The sequence below is a fragment of the Alteribacillus bidgolensis genome, assembly GCF_002886255.1.
Taxonomy (GTDB): domain Bacteria; phylum Bacillota; class Bacilli; order Bacillales; family Marinococcaceae; genus Alteribacillus; species Alteribacillus bidgolensis.
Genome location: NZ_KZ614149.1, coordinates 1736299 through 1754105 on the forward strand (window position 1 = coordinate 1736299; position 17807 = coordinate 1754105).

Sequence of the window (17807 nt, forward strand, 5' to 3'; positions counted from 1 at the left end):
ACGTAGTATTCCTTATTTTCTTTTTCTTAAAACAAAAACATTCTAAATATCAAAAAAGAACGGGCTGTCTATAACCCGCTCTTTTCCTTACCTCTTATTATATAATTGTTCAATTTCTTCCACCGGGTTTTCCATGCCAGTTTCCGTTTCATTATCCCAAGCCAGCATGCCTCCAGCAAAATTTTTCACGTTAACAATCCCGTTATCTTTAAAATAAAGAGCTGTGTGATGGCTTCTGCTTCCACTTCTGCAAACGAGAACATAACTTTCATCTTTTTTGATCTGGTCAATGACCTCCGGGACTTGATTCATTGGAAGCAGCGGCACCCCCGGTATATGTCCTTCTATATATTCCGAAGGTTCTCTTACATCAATAATAATCGGCGATTTTTCTTCTGTTTCATACAAACGTTTTAATTCTTCCTTTTCAATCTGTTCGATGCCCTCTAAATCATATGCCATGTTTATCCCTCTCTTTTAGGTTAAATCATCATCAGGCGGCTAAGTTCTTAATTTTAACAACCGGTAGGTGTGACTGACAAATACTTTCGCAACGGCGTACGTCGGTACGGCAAGCAGCAGTCCGACAATACCGGCAAAACGTGCAGCTACAAGCAATAATAAAATAATAGTTAAAGGATGAATTTGCAGTTTTCTTCCCATTACTTGCGGCGAGATGAAATTGCTTTCAATCTGCTGGACAATTACTACAACAATGATAACAAGTAAAGCCATAAATGGCGAATCAAGCAAACCAACAATGACGCCCGGAAACGTTCCAATCCACGGACCAATAAACGGAATAATATTGGTAAACATCGCTACGGCTGCCAAAACAAGCGGATAATCTAAACCGATAATAACATAGCCGATGTAGACACAAATTCCTACAAAAAAACTAACAATAATTTGCCCTTGTATATAAGAGCTTAACGCCGTATCCATATCACTTAAAATGCGGCGGCCTTCTTTTTCTTGTTTGGCCGGAAGAAGTCGTAAAATAAACTCTGGCGCCTTTTCACCTTCTTTCAGCATATAGAAAAGAATAAATGGAAGGATAATAATCACAATGACAACACTAGTTATCATCCCAACGACACTAGCAATGTTGCTGCCTAAATTAGATAACGCTTCGTTAGCGTATTCTGCTGCTCGAGATGTAACTTCACTCCACGAAAATCCTTCCATTTCATCAAGGAATCGATTAAACCACTCCTGGTTCTGAAGTTCCACAATCATACGCTGCGCTTCATTAATAAGACGCGGCGCATTATTGACCAGACCAGTAAATTGGTTTTGAAGAGCAGGCCCGACAAGCAAAATTAAGAAGGTAAGAATGCCTGCTGTGGATAAGTATATAATCAAAATAGAAAGACCTCTTGGTATTTTCAGCTTTCCAGACAGCAAGTGTACGACTGGACGAAATAAATAAAACAAAACACCTGCAATAATAATTGGAGCAAATAAAGTCGACACCAGCACGACAATAGGCTGAAAAATAAAGTCCACCAGCGTGCCTAAGTATACAATAAGCAGTAACAATATAATTCCGTAACAAACGTGAAAAAACTTCCCTTGAGGCATCTCATCACCACATCATTTAAATTTCGCATCCTGATTATATCATAATGTTATTCAAAAACATTGTCGACATGATGGATGCTTTTTTATTTCCCTTCCCTGTTTGAACCAAAAGGCTTCATGCAAGCCAAATCTAGCAGTTGCTCCAGAGATCGGTTCTTTAAACGTTTTTTAGACCAGGATGGTAAATTTCACTCAATTATGGAGCCTGAATTATTCCATTTCTCAGTTTTACCAGCTCCAGTATCACTTCTTAGTAACTACTTTGGACTTCTTTTCCCTTCTTAGGGATCCAACATCACGGATTGAGGATGATCGTTTTGAGGTTAACTTTGCTTTCTTGTTTTTCCTATTTCTCATAGTTTTTCCGGGCTGTTGCGAAGAGGCGTTCCATTTATAAGAAAAACCCTGACAGTTGTTTCTGTCAGAGCTTTATGAATGTAACGTTTTGTCGTTGCACTTTTTACAAGACTGTCTTTTAATCAGCCGGTGCGGGATAATCACAGATTTCGGTTGTATATGTTTATCCAGCATTTTATCAAATAAACATTCTACAGCTGTAGAGCCAAGGTCAAAAATATGGATGTCTACTGTTGTCATTGGCGGAGATGATAATTCAGAAATCATGACGTTGTTAAAGCTGATGATCGAAAGCTCATCCGGGACGTTAACCCCCATATCAGAAAGCATGCGAAGGACCCCAAAGGCCATGAGATCATCAGCAACAACAAGGGCGGTCGGCCGCTCCTGCAAAGACATTAATTCAATAACAGCCTCCTGGCCGCCTTCTTCCAGTTCATCATGGTAGACAATATAAGAATCATTTACTTCTATCCCGGCCTGCTCTAAAGCTTTTTTATACCCCTTCATATGGTCGATCGTGACGACATATTCCATATTGCCCCCAATAAAGGCAATCTGACGATGACCGAGAAGTGATAAATATTCCGTAACCATTTTCGCTGCTTTAAAATTATCATTATTCACATGCGTTACTTCTTCATCTGGTAAATCATATGGTCTGCCGATCAATACAAACGGAAAATTCTTTTTCATTAAATAAGGCATAATCAAGCCATTTTTACGGGAATACAACAAGACAATTCCGTCTACTCGCTGTTCTTCCACCATTTGAACGACTTCTTCAAACCTTTCTTCTTCCGTTTGGCCTGTTGACAAGTATAAGCCATATCCTTTTTGATAAGCCTTTGTGCTAATCCCTCGTATGACTTCTGGGAAAAACGGATTTTGAAAAGCTACTTTCGCTGAACTCGGCATTATAATCCCAATGGTTTTCGTGCTTTTATTGGCGAGACTTCTTGCATGAAAGTTGGGATGATAGCCGAGCTCTTCCATTGCCTCTCGTACTCTTATTTTTGTGGCATGGCTTATTCTGTTACTATTTGCAATTACTCGTGATACTGTTGACGCGGCAACGTTCGCTTTTTTTGCCACATCTTTAATCGTAACCGCCAACTGTATCACCTCCTCTACTTCTGCCAGTACTGTTTCGCCTGCTGTGTTGTCTTCTCTTAAGATTTTCGGCCGTTCGTTCATTATAACACGATACACAGCGTTTGTGGGTTTATATCAGGAAACCGTTTTCTTATTTTGCATTCTCTTCTAGTTCGTTTTAGGTTTAACCTTTCGTAGCGCCTGCGGTCAGGCCAGAAATCAGCCAGCGTTGCAGGATGAGATAAATTGTTGCAATTGGTAAGGCAATCAGAACAGAGCCTGCTGCAAAACGAGTAAAGTTATTAGAAAATTGATCGTTCACAAAGTTATACAACCCTAACGCTAACGTATAGTTCTCTTCGCTTCTCAAGATGATACTTGGCAAAATAAAATCCATAAACGGTGCCATGAAGTTAAAAAGCAGCACGACGGCAAGAATAGGTTTAGCAAGCGGCAGCATAATTGTGAAGAATACGCGGAAATGCCCAGCGCCGTCCATGCGAGCAGACTCATCCAATTCACGCGGAATCGTATCGAAATACCCTTTCACAAGAAACGCATTCATCGGAATAGCCCCGCCAATGTAAATAAGTGATAGACCTAACAGGCTGTCCAGGAGTCCAATTATGTTTAATAAAATGTAAAGAGCAACCATCCCCATTAAAACCGGGAACATTTGTAACAGTAAAAAGGCATAAATGCCATACTTCCGGCCGACAAAGCGGTACCGGGAAAACGCATAAGCTGTAAGAGCAATAATAAACGTGGCACTGATTGTTGTTGCTGTGGCTACAATCAAAGTGTTCTGATACCACTTCAAGTAAAGACTGTTTGGATCAGTAAATAACCATACATAATGCTCTAGCGAAAAATTCTTCGGTATAATACTTGACGAATAAAGACTTGCACCCTGGTTAAAAGAAATACCCAGCGTCCATAGAAGTGGATACATAATGATCACAAACATAATGAGAATGATCGTATAGCTACCTGTAAGTTCAAGTCGTTCTTTCATTTTTCTGCTCATTATACTTGTCCCTCCTCTTTAAATGAACGACTGCGACGGAATTGGAAAAAGGCAAAGATAGCAACCATCATCCCCATAATTATCGATACCACTGCAGCCATACTGTACATACTGTTTTGGAAAGTTAAATCATAAACCCAGGAAATAAGAATATCGGTACCACCTGCTTCCTGGCCTCGAACAGCCGGTCCGCCCTCATTAAACAGATAAATGATATTAAAGTTATTAAAGTTAAACGAATACTGCATAATTAATAGTGGCGCGGTTGCAAATAAAACGTGCGGTAACGTAATATACCGAAACTTCTGCCATTTGCTGCCGCCGTCCACATCTGCTGCTTCATACCAATCAGACGAAATGCTTTGCAGCACCCCTGTAAAGAGAGCATAAACAAATGGAAACCCAAGCCAAACTTGAATCATTATAATTGCGGTCTTCGCCCAAAACGGATCAGACATCCACGGCAGACCAAAACCGAGTAAAGGTTCGAGAATATCTCGGTTTATCGCACCAAAGTTATCATTAAATAAAGCAGAAAAAATCATAATCGTTACAAACGCAGGCACTGCCCAAGGCAAAATAAATACGGTACGAATCGTTCTTTTAAATTTAATCCGTTTATCATTAACAATAATTGCAAGAAGAAGTGCTAAAGCAATTTGAAGGGTGGTCGCACCAAATGTCCACGTAAGCGTCCAACTGAAAACGGATACAAATGTGTCACGCCAAATGGGTACGTTTACAATATCCATGAAATTTTGAAAACCAACCCACTCCAATAGATTCCCTGGAGGCGCATTGTAGCGATCGTAGTTTGTGAAAGCCAGTAAAACCATAAATAAAAGCGGAAATACAACGACAAAAACAAGCAAAATTAAACCTGGCGTAACTAATAGATAAGGAAAAGCATTGTCAAACCAATCACTAAGTGCCGTTCGAACAGACGGAATTTTCCATCCGTTTTGAATTTTTACTGCGTCGCGACGGGCGTCGATAACACAAGCTGCATAAAACCCTATAGCTACTACTGTTAAAAAAAGAGACAAAATCCCCTGGATAAGAAGGGTTCGGGAATCATCCACCCCCTGCATCGTACCGAGTGTAAAAAGCCCCCAATACCCGATATTTAAAAATTGAGCAAAAGTAAGAACAAATGCTGTCGCTAGGACAAGCATAATTGACCCTTTAATTATGCGCCGGTTGTAAAACTGGCCAATTCCCGGTATAAGTCCAAGGAGCGTTGCAACATTGACATTATGTTTTTTCACTTGCGGGCGAGGTTCTCTTGGATCCTTCTGAATGTTTTCTTCTTGTGATTGACGTAACGGCTCTCCCACTTAAATCACTCCTTTACATTTTGTTTAGGATAGGAGCTGTCCCATAAGTCAGTTCTCGGCAAATACAACTGGAATATACTCGCTTTCCTTGGGCGACGGTTCAGCCTCCTCGTTAGCAAAAACCGCTCACTGCTGGTCTTCACACTGTCCTATTTCCAGCAGGAGTCCCGAACATTCCAGTTGCTATAACCTTTTGAGACAGTCCCTTGTTTGTTTACTTTGCTTGCATTTCAATTTCAGCCTGAATTTCTTCCACGGCTTCATTTAATACTTCTTCAGGATCATTTCCATCCGCAATATATTCGTGAGCATCTCCCATCGGTTCCCATACCTGAGCCATTTCTGGAATGTTAGGCATTGGCTCAGCGTATTGAGTCTGTTCTGCAAACCCATTAAAATGTTCGTTTTCCTGCAAAACATCAGATTCTACGACTTCAGTGACTGCTGGAATTTGCCCAGATGCTTCATGGTATTTCTTTGCATTTTCGGTGTTCGTGATATGAAGCCCCAGCTGAGAAGCCCAATATTTATCCTCAGAATAATTAGATACGAGCCATCCTTTTACTCCTGAAAAAGAATTCAGCGGATCCCCATCATCTGTAGTCGGCAGCGGCGCAACCCCTAAATTTTCGGAACCAATTGCTTTTACGTAGTCTTTAACAGCCCACGTGCCGTTTATCACTGCTCCGACTTTTCCATCTTCAAACAACCCATTTAAAATATCATCGTTAATACCTTTAGGTATATAGTCATTTTGGTACCAGGATTGAATCATTTCAGCACCTTCGACAGCTCCTTCATTTGCCAGTCCGATATCGGAAGAGTCATATGTCCCGTCCTCATCCTGGTTAAATACATATCCGCCTTCTGCTGTCATAAAGGGATAAGTATAATAGAAGTTTGCCGCTTCCATTAAAAACCCATATTCTTCATTCGAAGCGTCCGTTAATTCTTCTGCAATTTCTTCTAAATCACTGATTGTTTCTGGAGCCTCCTCGACAAGTTCTTTATTATACAAAAGGGCATATGTTTCTGTAACATCAGGAACTCCATACAATTCTCCCTCATAACTCATCGCTTCAATCGCTGAATCTTCATAAATAGATAGCTGTTCTTCATCGGCTTGAATGGGAGACACCAATCCTTGCAAATTTGCTTCCCCGATCATGTCATGCGGTTGGTAAAATAAATCCGGGCCGTTTCCAGAAGGTCCATCTAGAGAAACCTTATCCAATTGCTCGTCCATTGGATGGTGCTCAATTTCTACAGAAATACCGGTCTCTTCTGTGAATTCTTCTGTTACCTCTTCATAAAATTCCTTTTGGTTATCATCGTCATTGACCCAAACCTTTAAGGATTCAGGCTTTTCAGGTTCTTCCCCTTCAGAGACATCCGCTTCGTCAGCGCCAGTTTCTTCACGGTCGGGGCCGCAAGCAGCTAAAATAAATATCATTGCAGTAAGTAAAATCATCGACAACCATGTTGCTTTTTTCATATTTTAATCCCCCTCTAATTCTTGATTTTTTACACACTCAAATGGACTGACACTAAATAAACCACTGATCACCCCTTCATACATTGCAATTACCTTCCATGAGCAACCGCTTGCATTAGTTAGTTTTAAATAAATCGCCCTTTTTGCGCAAGCGATTTCATTTCCGTTATAGTAATGATTGTACACATGAATTTTTCAATTAACAAGAGGAATTTGATTTTTTTGAAATTTTCATAGTCAAACTTCATCTATCACAAATTGTGCATTAATTGTGCACAACTAAGTACTGGATAATTTGTAAAATAATTAGTACGATGAAAAAAAGCTTTTTTCTCAGAAAGGACCATTTGTTTTATGTTAAAAAAACTTAAAAAACTGTTTCCTTCTCTTGTAATGGAAGATGAAGTCCCTCCTGCTGAAAGGCATTTATATGTTTTTTATAAAACGAGCACCCAAGAAAAAGCTGGTATTAAAAAAGAAGAGCTAACAAAAAAAGAAAGAGAAATGCTTGGAGTATTTTTAGATAAAGAGAATCCGGTTAAATCTTTTTATCCGCTTGATAGAGAATGGTATGCTTATTTAACAGAAGATGCCTCTCCTCCTTCCTCTTTGCAGCACGTTTCCTCTTTACGTTTTTTTCAGTTAGAAGGGAAAAAATTGTATGCCAATCAATTAGATCTTCAGGAGGCGTTGCATGTTTATTTTGATGTAGATGTAAAATGTGTTTTTTTACATACCCATTCTCTTTTAGTCATCGTCTCCGATACTTTAGAACAGCTTCCAGGTACGTTTGATGCGGAGGAGCTTGCCGGCATTCTTGCAGTAGATCTGCTGTTGGATGTAAGTGTTTATTCAGGAAGACGTGTTCATGCAACCGAAGATGTTCGTGCAGCTTATCAGCAAGAGAAGCAGTTATTTGAGCATGCTCGTCATCTCTTTCCTAAAAAGAGAGCTTTTCATGGCTATGAAGTTTTGCCGTTTGTGTTTCCCTTGCTGGAAAACAATCAACAAATACAGCTGTTTTCTTACGCTTTTGCTGGACTTAAACAAGACGACGAATTAATAGAAACGCTCTACCATTTCTTCTTATCTAATTTAAACATCAGTTTAACGGCTAAAGAGCTTCATATGCACCGAAACACCTTACAATACAGATTAGATAAATTCATAGAACAGACCGGCATTGATATGAAACAGTTTCCAAATGCGGCTGCTCTTTATGTATTGATAAAAAAGCTATGGGAGTAAGACATAACCTTGTTTTACTCCCAAATTTTTTTGCACGGTTAGAAAGGGAAGAAAAATCTTTAAATTATCAAAGGCTTTCCTAAACTGGGGACTGCTGATGTTTCAGATCTTCTTCCTTTGGAATCAGCCTTCCTTTCAGCTTATAGCACTTTAGATACCTATAGAGAACGGTGTTTCAAAATACGCAGGCTTTAACTTCTACAACTTTTTTAAAATACAAAGCATTTAATGAAAAGATTCCAGAGAAATACTTGCCAACAAATGTCCCCTCCCCTGTGGAGAGCAGGTCTTTCTAAACACTCCAGTATCTTTACTATCAAGTTGTCGAAAAACCAAATTTCCCTAGCCTTTTTTCGTCACATTGCACAAAAGATAGCGTTTTCTTTTTGTACAACTTCCCCATATGAAAGCGCTGCCGTTAACGATATACTCGTAATCAAATGAACAACACATAAAACAAAAGAAAGGATGAGGAACATGGCTGAAATTCAATTAAATCATATTGACAAAATATATGACGGAGGGGAACAAGCCGTCACTGATTTTAATCTAGATATCAAAGATAAAGAGTTTATTGTTTTTGTCGGACCTTCCGGCTGTGGTAAATCGACGACATTGCGAATGATCGCAGGACTAGAAGACATTACAGATGGGGATCTTTTAATTGATAATAATAGAATGAATGATATTCCTCCAAAAGACCGGGATATCGCAATGGTTTTCCAAAATTACGCTTTATACCCTCATATGAATGTGTTTGACAACATGGCATTTGGCCTGAAACTGCGCAAGTTTAAAAAAGAGGAAATTAAAAAACGTGTAGATAACGCTGCCAAAATTCTCGGTCTAGAAGAATATTTAGATCGTAAACCGAAAGCGTTATCAGGCGGTCAGCGTCAGCGTGTTGCATTAGGTCGTGCCATCGTTCGTGATCCGAAAGTGTTCTTGATGGATGAACCACTTTCTAACCTCGATGCTAAGCTTCGTGTACAAATGCGTGCTGAAATCATCAAGCTGCATAAGCGTTTAGATTCTACAACAATTTACGTAACGCATGACCAGACCGAAGCGATGACGATGGCGACAAGAATTGTCATCTTAAAGGATGGCTTTATTCAACAAGTGGGAACACCAAAAGAGGTATACGACTTTCCAGAAAATATGTTTGTCGGCGGTTTTATCGGATCCCCGTCCATGAACTTTATGGAAGGAAAATTAGATGGAAATCGGTTTAAGATCGGCGATGTCTCCGTTACTGTCCCGGAAGGAAAAATGAAAGTTCTTCGCGACCAGGGATATGGTAAGAAAAATATCATTCTCGGCGTCCGTCCAGAAGATATTCACGATGAACCTTTATTTCTTGAATCATCTCCGGGATCTAAAGTTTCTATGAACATTGAAGTATCGGAAATGAACGGGGCGGAATCGATATTGTACAGTAACTTGGGCGGCCAGCAAATTATCGCACGAGTGGATTCCCGTTCAGATATCGCTGCTGGTAATACCGTTGACATGGCCCTTGACATGAACAAAGTGCATTTCTTTGATCCTGATACAGAAGCTTGTATTCGATAATTTTGGCCCCCCTTATATTTATATAGATAGCGGAGCTGACCCGTTTTTCGATAAATCCATCGAAGCAGTCAGTTCTGCTTTTCTTTTAACTTTTAAAAGGAGTAGTGTTTGCTATGGAATTTACAGCCGTTTCGCATGAACCGAAATATCGTGATTCATATGCTTTGGACGCTCAAACGTTAGAAATACGGGTAAAAACAAAAAAAGGGGATGTTCAACATGCTGATCTCATTTTTGGCGACCCGTATCTATGGGAAGATGAGCAGTGGGTGAAACACAGTAAAGCTATGCACTACAGTGGAAGTTCGGAATGGTATGACTTCTGGACGGTTCGTATCCATCCTTTATATCAACGCGTTCGTTACGGTTTCACTTTCAGATCCGGCCAACAAACATGGACCTTTACAGAAAAAGGATGGTATAACGAGCCTCCAAAAGATACCGATGAATATTTTTGTTTCCCTTTTATGAATGCTGTAGAAGTGTTTCGTGCACCTAAATGGGTCGAAGAAACCGTATGGTATCAAATTTTTCCGGAACGCTTCCATAATGGCGATTCTTCTCTCAGCCCAGAAGGAACACCGCCGTGGGGGAGTAAACCCCCAACACCATCAAACTTCTTTGGTGGAGACTTAAAGGGAGTAGAAGAAAAACTAGATCACCTCATAGAACTAGGGGTCAACGGTATTTATTTCACCCCGATTTTCAAAGCGCTTTCAAACCATAAGTACGACACGATCGATTACTTTGAAGTTGACCCGCATTTCGGTGATACAGACAGCTTAAAATCATTAATTGATGCCTGTCATAAACGCGGCATACGTGTGATGTTTGATGCCGTATTCAATCATAGCGGCTTTTATTTTCCACCCTTTCAAGATGTATTAAAACACGGATCCGAGTCAAAGTATAAAGATTGGTTTCATATTAAAGATTTCCCGGTGAAAACGAGCCCTGCAGCAAATTATGACACCTTTGCTTTTACACCGCAGATGCCTAAATTAAACACCGAACACCCTGAAGTAAAAGAATACTTACTTGATGTTGCAACCTATTGGATAAAAGAATTTGACATCGATGGCTGGCGTCTTGATGTTGCAAATGAAGTTGATCATACTTTTTGGAGAGAATTTCGCATGAGGACAAAAGCGATAAAACCCGACCTCTTCATATTAGGAGAAATTTGGCATGACAGTATGCCCTGGCTGCAGGGGGATCAGTTTGACAGTGTTATGAACTATCCTTTTACAGAAGCCGCATTAGATTTTGTTGCAAAAGGCCGTATTTCTTCACACACGTTTGCGCAAAGGATTGCGCATATTTTGCACCAATATCCTTCTCCAGTCCATCGCGTTGCCTTTAATTTGTTAGGGAGCCATGATACGCCTAGAGTACTTACAGAGGCTGGCCACAATGTATCAAAGGTGAAAATGCTATATTTACTGCTTTTTGCTTTTCCTGGAACCCCATGTATTTATTACGGAGATGAAATCGGTTTAACTGGAGAGCATGATCCTGGCTGCAGAAAATGTATGGTATGGGAAAAAGATCAGCAAAACAGAGACTTATTTGCTTTTTTACAGCAACTGATCACCCTGCGAAAACAACACTCTTCTTTTAGTCCGCAGGCAGACTTATCTATCGAACATGCTGATGCCGATACGAATCTGCTTGTTCTAAAAAAGACAAACAACAACAAGGAAATCTACTTGGTGATGAATCCTTCTTTTCATTCACAATCCATGAATCTTTCTTTTTTTGAATCGACACATAAGGAAACGCTGATAGAGGAAGGGATAACTTTCGAAAATGAATCCATTTATTTAAAGCCTTATTCCTTTTTCGTCCTTCATTAACCGGTTTTTATTTTATGAGAAGGTGCTTGTATGCCATCGTCTACCAATAAACGTAACATGTCTCTTTTTGCGATTACATGGCCCATATTCATAGAAATACTGCTTCATATGGTGATGGGAAACGCCGACACGTTAATGCTGAGCCAATACAGTGACAATGCTGTTGCTGCCGTCGGTATTTCCAATCAAATCATCTCCGTTGTTATAGTGATGTTCGGATTTATTACGGCCGGTACCGGCATATTGGTTGCCCAGCAATTAGGTGCCGGCAACCTTGAAAAAGCCGGAAAAGCAAGTGTTGTATCGCTAGTCACCAATCTTTCTTTCGGCCTGTTGTTAAGTACGTTTCTCCTTTTAGGTGGCGGTTATGTTTTAAAAATGATGAATGTTCCAGAAGAAATTATGGAGGATGCCCGCCTTTATATTCAGATCGTAGGAGCTTTTATATTCATACAAGCACTCCTTATGACTCTCGGTGCTATTTTGCGCAGTCATGGCTACACGAAGGATTCGATGTATGTCACGATTGGTATGAACATCATTAATATAGTTGGAAATTTCATTCTCATTTTTGGCGTTTTCGGACTGCCTGCTTTAGGTGTGACCGGGGTAGCAATTTCCACCGTAGCAAGCCGTCTGCTCGGATTTGTTGTATTGTTTGCAGTTGTTTATAAGCGAACCAAAGACCATTTGTGTTTCCATCAAATCTGGAAAGGTCCAAAAAAAGAATTAAAGCAACTACTATCCATCGGTATCCCTTCTGCTGGTGAGCATCTTTCTTATAATACATCACAAATGGCGATTACTTATTTTGTGGTACAAATGGGAACCGAAGCTTTAACGACAAGAGTATACACCCAAAATATTACGATGTTCGTTTTTTTGTTCTCCGTTGCAGTAGGTCAAGGAAATCAAATTTTAATCGGTCATTTTACGGGTGGTGGAGAATGGGAGCGGGCCAACAAAAGATGTATACGCAGTATATGGCTTGCTGCAGGGATTTCCACCTTTATTGCTGTGATTGTATACCTAAATAGCAGCATAATATTCTCTTTGTTTACTGACAATTCGGAAATTATTGCAACTGGCTCCGTCCTTCTTCTCATTAATATCTTTTTAGAACCAGGAAGAGCGTTCAATCTCGTTGTAATAAATTCTCTTCGGGCAGCTGGCGATGTTCGTTTTCCTGTATATATAGGCATTCTTTCGATGTGGGGTATCGCCGTCATGCTATCTTACGCATTTGGCCTCGAGGCAGGGCTTGCTCTAGCTGGCATTTGGATTGCTATGACCGCAGACGAATGGCTGCGCGGCTTGCTAATGATATGGCGATGGAACAAAGGCCATTGGCGTAGTATGTCCTTTACACAAAAAAAATCAGAACAAGCTTAACAAAAAAAGTTCATCTCCTGTTCGTCATCTTTCGCCAATCTTTGCGCCAGTAAAACTTTGACAATACCAATTTTTTCTGATTAAATAAAATGTGAATATACGATTATATCACAAGATATAAGGGGGAAACAAAATGCACAAGAAGTGGTCATTACTACTTATTATGCTCTTCACGTTTGGAATGCTGCTTGCAGCCTGCGGCGGCGGTGATGAAGGCGGAGAAAATGACGGTGAAGCAGGAGGAGATTCCGGAGATAACGGTGGTGAAGAAGAAGCAGCCGGAGAAGACGCCATGACGGAATTACAGCTTGGAACGGGGTCAACTGGTGGAACATATTATCCTCTTGGTCAAGAAATTGCGAATGTTCTGAATGATAACGTAGACATCGAAGGTTTTGATGTTAGTTCCGTGTCATCTGACGCATCTGTGGACAACCTTGCTCAAATCAGCCGTGGTGATATGCAGCTTGGCATGACTGTTCACCTTACTGCTCTTCAAGCTCTTGAAGGTGAAGGTGACTTTGACGGTACCGTAATCGATAATTTTGGATTTATGGGACATATTTATCCAGAAGTAATGCAAGTTGTAACCACTGAAGATACTGGTGTTACTTCTATTGAAGAATTAGAAGGAAAAAGTGTAAACCTTGGGCCTCCTGGAAGTGCTACGAACTCTGCAGCCAAACTTATTCTTGAAGCTCATGGTCTCGAAGAAGGCGATTATGACGCTTATGAGGAAGGATTTGGAGATGCAGCTGGCCGTCTGCAAGACGGCAATTTACATGCGAACTTCGGCCTGCTTGGTTTGCCTGCAGGGAACGTAACAGAGCTTTCCACTCAGCGAGATGTTGTTATCCTTCCAATTGAAGGCGAAGCGCTTGACTATATAGAAGAAAATAGTGATTACGGTCAGCTTGATATTGAAGCAGATGTTTATGACTTCCTTGATGAACCAGTAAGCACGGTAACGGCTTACGCTGTTCTTGTAGGTTCTACTGATCAAGTTGATGAAGAAACAGCTTATGAAATTACAAAGCAGCTATATGAAAATGCAGACAGCATTTCTCACGAACAAGGACAATTCATGACAATGGAAAATATCATGAATGGTTCAGACGGTATGCCGCTTCACCCTGGTTCTGAAAGATATTTTGAAGAAGAAGGGCTCCTAGACGGAGACGGCGCTGATGAGGAAGAAGACGCCGATGCAGACGAAGGTACTGAAGAAGATACTGAAGGTGGGGAAGAGGAAACGGAAGAAGAGGAAGAATAATATCATACTAAGAGAGGGATTTCCAAATACTTTCGGGAATCCCTCTTATTATTGAATAACAAAACACTTGATCTACATTATTTTCACACTTTTGTCCCCCCGTCAGATTCCGATATATATTGTTCATGGGCTGTACGGTCACTGTTTCGTTTATCGGGTATCACACGATGAATATCGAATAATTTTGATCATTAATAAATTCTATACCCGATCTTCAATGCTCGATTTAGTAAAAATCAGTATTAAAATTTTTAGAAAATACAAAGGATTTTTTTCTCTCCTGCCTAATATTATAATATAGTAAACTAGCATTACCTAGTTTTGTCGACAGACAAAATGAAAATTATTTGTTATGATATTGAAGTCACAGTCTTTGGCGGCTATGGACAGCCTATTTTATCCCCCTTTAATTAGATGAAATATTCAAAAAACTTTGTTGAGGTGGTGACGTTTAATGGCGAATAATAAACAAACCAACCAAGAGTTAACCCAGGATGAATTGTTGAAAAAATACGACAAAGAATCTACATACCGGACGAATCTTGGAAAATGGGGAATTTTAGTCACAGTTATCGGGGTAGCATTAACAATCTTTCATTTATGGACAGCCAGCAACCCTTACCGTTCTGTTATTCAAGGTGCTATTCACTTAGCTGGCGGTTTATCGCTCATCTTTTTGCTATATCCTGCTAAAAAATCCATAACAGACCGTAAAGGTATTGCTTGGTATGATATCATACTGGCATTTACAGCTTTATTTGCCAACTTTTATATCGTTTTTAATTATGATGATTTGTTCCGTTCTTCTGTGGTGACAGGTTTTGAAACCTTCGATAAAGCGGTAGCCATAGTTTTTATTATCCTTCTATTAGAAGCAACCCGACGTGCTGTAGGACTTCCAATTATCATTATCGCAATGCTTGCCATTGCATATGGTCTTTGGGGAAATGGCATTCCCTACTTCGGGCACGCAGGATTCTCATTTGACCGGCTGATGACTGACCTGGTGTATTCCAGTGAAGCGATATTTGGTACACCTGTACAAATATCATCCACCTATATTTACTTGTTTTTATTTTTTGGTGTTATGCTCGTAAAAACAAATATTGGTCAATTTTTTAATGACCTTGCATTTGGTTTGACGGGCAGATTTACCGGCGGCACAGCAAAAGCAGCTGTATTTGCTTCCGGTCTGCAAGGTATGGTAACCGGAAGTTCCGTTGCTAACACAGTAAGTTCTGGTTCCTTTACTATACCGATGATGAAGCGAGCAGGATTTAAACCTGAATTTGCAGCGGCAACAGAAGCTTCTGCATCCACCGGGGGGCAGATTATGCCGCCGATTATGGGGGCTGCTGCCTTTATTATGATAGAAACGATTGGTGTTCCCTATAATGAGATTATACTTGTAGCACTCATTCCAGCTCTGCTTTATTTCTCAGGTGTTTTTATAGGGACACATTTTGAAGCCAGAAAGCAGCATATTTATGGCCTCCCTAAAAGCGAACTGCCTTCTGCCAAGGAATTATTGAAAAAAACAGATCTCTTGCTTCCATTGGTCGCTATTTTGTTCATGCTGTATAGCGGTTATACTCCGACCACTGCGGCTTTGTGGGGAATTTTCACAGCATTTATGATTAGTTTTTTCCGTAAAGAAACGCGGTTGTCCATTAAAGATATGCTTTATACTCTCGAACAAGGGGCGCGAATTGCCCTTCCCGTTATAGCAGCTGTTGCAACGGCTGGCATTATTGTCGGAGTAGTGGTGTTTACAGGTCTTGGCGGCAAAATTGCCAATGGGATTATTGATTTGGCAGGAGGACAGTTCTTCCTTGTTATGTTCTTTACAATGATCGCCTGTATTATTCTTGGCATGGGACTGCCTACTACCGCAAATTATGTTGTCACAGCTTCATTGGCAGCGCCGGCTTTAATTGCGTTAGATGTTCCTATTATTGCAGCTCACTTCTTTGTCTTTTACTTTGGTATTGTTGCAGATATAACGCCGCCTGTTTGTCTAGCTGCTTACGCAGGCGCTGGTATTGCACGGGCCAACCCGATGAAAGCAGGGGTAACATCTGTTAAACTAGCGATTGCCGCATTTGTTATCCCTTATATATTCGTATCAAATCCAGTACTTGTTCTGCAGGACGCCACAGCAGCTACGTTGATTCCTGCATTAATAACAGCAATAATAGGAATGATGGGTATTAGTGCTGGAATGATTAATTATTTTGTTATTAATAACAATATTCTCGAGCGTTTGATGCTGCTTGCCGGCGGTATTATGCTGCTCTTGCCGGATCTCTATATTTCCATTCCTGGTCTTGGATTAATTGTATTAGTTTACTTGATTCAACGATTCAGAAAAGAAAGACAAGGTAAGCAGGAAGCTGTAGTATCTTAAAAACAAAAGCACAATTGCCTTGAAATGTTATCCTCCATTGAAAAGTTATAGTTCCTAGATGAGAAAAAAAGCCGGAAGGATGGTGTTATTCCATCCATTCGGCTCTTTTTAATCATAAAAAACGTCAAATGTTTCCCATAATCCTTCGAGTTCTTTCAAGCGTGCTTCAACCTTTTTGTGCTCCGAACGGGTGACCGCCGTAATTAAGGCACTCACTATACTTAACGGAGCGGAAAATGAATCGATAAACGAGTTAATTTCAGTAGCGGCCAGCAATTTACGATCTCCATAAGGAACAAGCGGTGACAATAAGTGATCAGTCAATACTAATGTTTTCGCTCCGCGCTGTTTTGCATACTTTAATACTTCCACCGTCCGTTTCGTATAACGAGAAAAACCAAACCCAATAACTAAATCATCCGAAGTAATATCAAGCAAATGTTCAGATACCCCATCTGCTTCCCTCAACATTTCCGTATTTTGTAAGACGAGATCAAGATAAAATTCCAAAAATGATCCGATGCTCACTGCACTGCGGTAAGCGATAATGTAAATTCGATTTGCTCTTATAATATCATTTACAGCAGCTTCAAATACTTTTGAATCCATTTGCTGAAGCGTTTCTTTCAAATTTTGCATATCATCTGCGAGTATTTCAGTTACAGCATTCTCAGGCTGATCTTCTTCATCTGTTGTATGAGCAAACACTTCAGCTGAAGTCCATTTTCGCTGCAGGGCTTCCTGCAAATGGCGCTGCATATCTGGATACCCATTAAAATCCAAAAAAACAGCAAACCGAATGACTGTAGCCTCCCCCACTCCCGCATTTTTCGCCAATTTGGATGCGGTCAAAAAGGGGGCTGTTTCTGAATAATTAATTAAGTAATTTGCAATTTTTTTCTGGGATTTGCTCATTTGATCTTGAAGTTCCATAATGCGTTGATAAACATCACTTTCAAGCATGGCAGCCCTCATTCCTTTTAAAACCAATTAATTTGTTCAGAAAGGAGGGCAAAAGCGCTAAGGGCAAGGTATTATAACACCTTTACACTTCTATAGTCAGCCAGGAATCAAAACAGGCTGACAAATCAACTGATATCCGCTGCATTTCTCAGCAAACATCTATCAACACCTCCTGGGCAAATAAATACTTCGCGTTTT

13 protein-coding genes are annotated in these 17807 nt (G+C 40.2%); 6 read left to right on the plus strand and 7 right to left on the minus strand.

The window, feature by feature from the left end; genetic code table 11:
• Positions 1-87 precede the first annotated feature (87 nt).
• The 6 genes from CEF16_RS08800 to CEF16_RS08825 form a co-directional block, all read right to left on the minus strand.
• On the minus strand, positions 88-462 hold the full coding sequence (locus tag CEF16_RS08800) for a rhodanese-like domain-containing protein (protein ID WP_091584875.1): 375 nt from the start codon (positions 460-462) through the stop codon (positions 88-90).
• Between the two features lie 39 nt (positions 463-501).
• The gene (locus CEF16_RS08805; RefSeq protein WP_091584873.1) at positions 502-1584 is read right to left on the minus strand and encodes an AI-2E family transporter; all 1083 of its coding nucleotides are present in this window, start codon (positions 1582-1584) and stop codon (positions 502-504) included.
• A gap of 429 nt (positions 1585-2013) precedes the next feature.
• Entirely contained in the window at positions 2014-3057 is a 1044-nt protein-coding gene (locus CEF16_RS08810) for a LacI family DNA-binding transcriptional regulator (RefSeq protein WP_091584871.1), read from the minus strand.
• Between the two features lie 163 nt (positions 3058-3220).
• Complete coding sequence (locus CEF16_RS08815) at positions 3221-4063, minus strand: sugar ABC transporter permease (RefSeq protein WP_091584869.1); 843 nt, start codon at positions 4061-4063, stop codon at positions 3221-3223.
• A complete protein-coding gene (locus tag CEF16_RS08820) occupies positions 4063-5364 on the minus strand; it encodes a carbohydrate ABC transporter permease (RefSeq protein ID WP_245917981.1) in 1302 nt (433 codons plus the stop codon). Before CEF16_RS08820 ends, CEF16_RS08815 begins: the two co-directional genes overlap by 1 nt.
• A 250-nt stretch (positions 5365-5614) precedes the next feature.
• Complete coding sequence (locus tag CEF16_RS08825) at positions 5615-6895, minus strand: sugar ABC transporter substrate-binding protein (RefSeq protein WP_091584867.1); 1281 nt, start codon at positions 6893-6895, stop codon at positions 5615-5617.
• Between the two features lie 354 nt (positions 6896-7249).
• On the opposite strand from CEF16_RS08825, the gene CEF16_RS08830 reads away from it, so the two are divergent.
• The 6 genes from CEF16_RS08830 to CEF16_RS08855 all read left to right on the plus strand — a co-directional run bounded on the left by CEF16_RS08830 (position 7250) and on the right by CEF16_RS08855 (position 16646).
• The gene (locus CEF16_RS08830) at positions 7250-8143 is read left to right on the plus strand and encodes a PucR family transcriptional regulator (protein WP_091584865.1); all 894 of its coding nucleotides are present in this window, start codon (positions 7250-7252) and stop codon (positions 8141-8143) included.
• A 477-nt stretch (positions 8144-8620) separates the two neighbouring features.
• Complete coding sequence (locus tag CEF16_RS08835) at positions 8621-9718, plus strand: ABC transporter ATP-binding protein (RefSeq protein ID WP_091584863.1); 1098 nt, start codon at positions 8621-8623, stop codon at positions 9716-9718.
• Between the two features lie 113 nt (positions 9719-9831).
• Positions 9832-11574, plus strand: coding sequence for a glycoside hydrolase family 13 protein (locus tag CEF16_RS08840; RefSeq protein ID WP_091584861.1), 1743 nt, complete (start codon positions 9832-9834; stop codon positions 11572-11574).
• Positions 11575-11604: 30 nt separating this feature from the next.
• Positions 11605-12966, plus strand: coding sequence for an MATE family efflux transporter (locus tag CEF16_RS08845; RefSeq protein ID WP_091584859.1), 1362 nt, complete (start codon positions 11605-11607; stop codon positions 12964-12966).
• A 133-nt stretch (positions 12967-13099) separates the two neighbouring features.
• Complete coding sequence (locus CEF16_RS08850; RefSeq protein ID WP_091584857.1) at positions 13100-14239, plus strand: TAXI family TRAP transporter solute-binding subunit; 1140 nt, start codon at positions 13100-13102, stop codon at positions 14237-14239.
• Between the two features lie 454 nt (positions 14240-14693).
• Positions 14694-16646: a TRAP transporter permease gene (locus CEF16_RS08855; protein WP_091584855.1), complete on the plus strand. Its 1953-nt coding sequence runs from the start codon at positions 14694-14696 to the stop codon at positions 16644-16646.
• 108 nt (positions 16647-16754) lie between these two features.
• On the opposite strand, the gene CEF16_RS08860 is transcribed toward CEF16_RS08855, so the two are convergent.
• Complete coding sequence (locus CEF16_RS08860) at positions 16755-17609, minus strand: MurR/RpiR family transcriptional regulator (protein WP_091584853.1); 855 nt, start codon at positions 17607-17609, stop codon at positions 16755-16757.
• Positions 17610-17807: the final 198 nt, after the last annotated feature.

Bases quoted from the DNA above. Each gene is read 5' to 3' on its own strand.
- CEF16_RS08830 (WP_091584865.1), top strand. From the start codon at position 7,250: ATGTTAAAAAAACTTAAAAAACTGTTTCCTTCTCTTGTAATGGAAGAT.
- CEF16_RS08800 (WP_091584875.1), bottom strand. From the start codon at position 462: ATGGCATATGATTTAGAGGGCATCGAACAGATTGAAAAGGAAGAATTA.
- CEF16_RS08825 (WP_091584867.1), bottom strand. From the start codon at position 6,895: ATGAAAAAAGCAACATGGTTGTCGATGATTTTACTTACTGCAATGATA.
- CEF16_RS08860 (WP_091584853.1), bottom strand. From the start codon at position 17,609: ATGCTTGAAAGTGATGTTTATCAACGCATTATGGAACTTCAAGATCAA.
- CEF16_RS08835 (WP_091584863.1), top strand. From the start codon at position 8,621: ATGGCTGAAATTCAATTAAATCATATTGACAAAATATATGACGGAGGG.
- CEF16_RS08855 (WP_091584855.1), top strand. From the start codon at position 14,694: ATGGCGAATAATAAACAAACCAACCAAGAGTTAACCCAGGATGAATTG.
- CEF16_RS08815 (WP_091584869.1), bottom strand. From the start codon at position 4,063: ATGAGCAGAAAAATGAAAGAACGACTTGAACTTACAGGTAGCTATACG.
- CEF16_RS08840 (WP_091584861.1), top strand. From the start codon at position 9,832: ATGGAATTTACAGCCGTTTCGCATGAACCGAAATATCGTGATTCATAT.
- CEF16_RS08805 (WP_091584873.1), bottom strand. From the start codon at position 1,584: ATGCCTCAAGGGAAGTTTTTTCACGTTTGTTACGGAATTATATTGTTA.
- CEF16_RS08850 (WP_091584857.1), top strand. From the start codon at position 13,100: ATGCACAAGAAGTGGTCATTACTACTTATTATGCTCTTCACGTTTGGA.
- CEF16_RS08845 (WP_091584859.1), top strand. From the start codon at position 11,605: ATGCCATCGTCTACCAATAAACGTAACATGTCTCTTTTTGCGATTACA.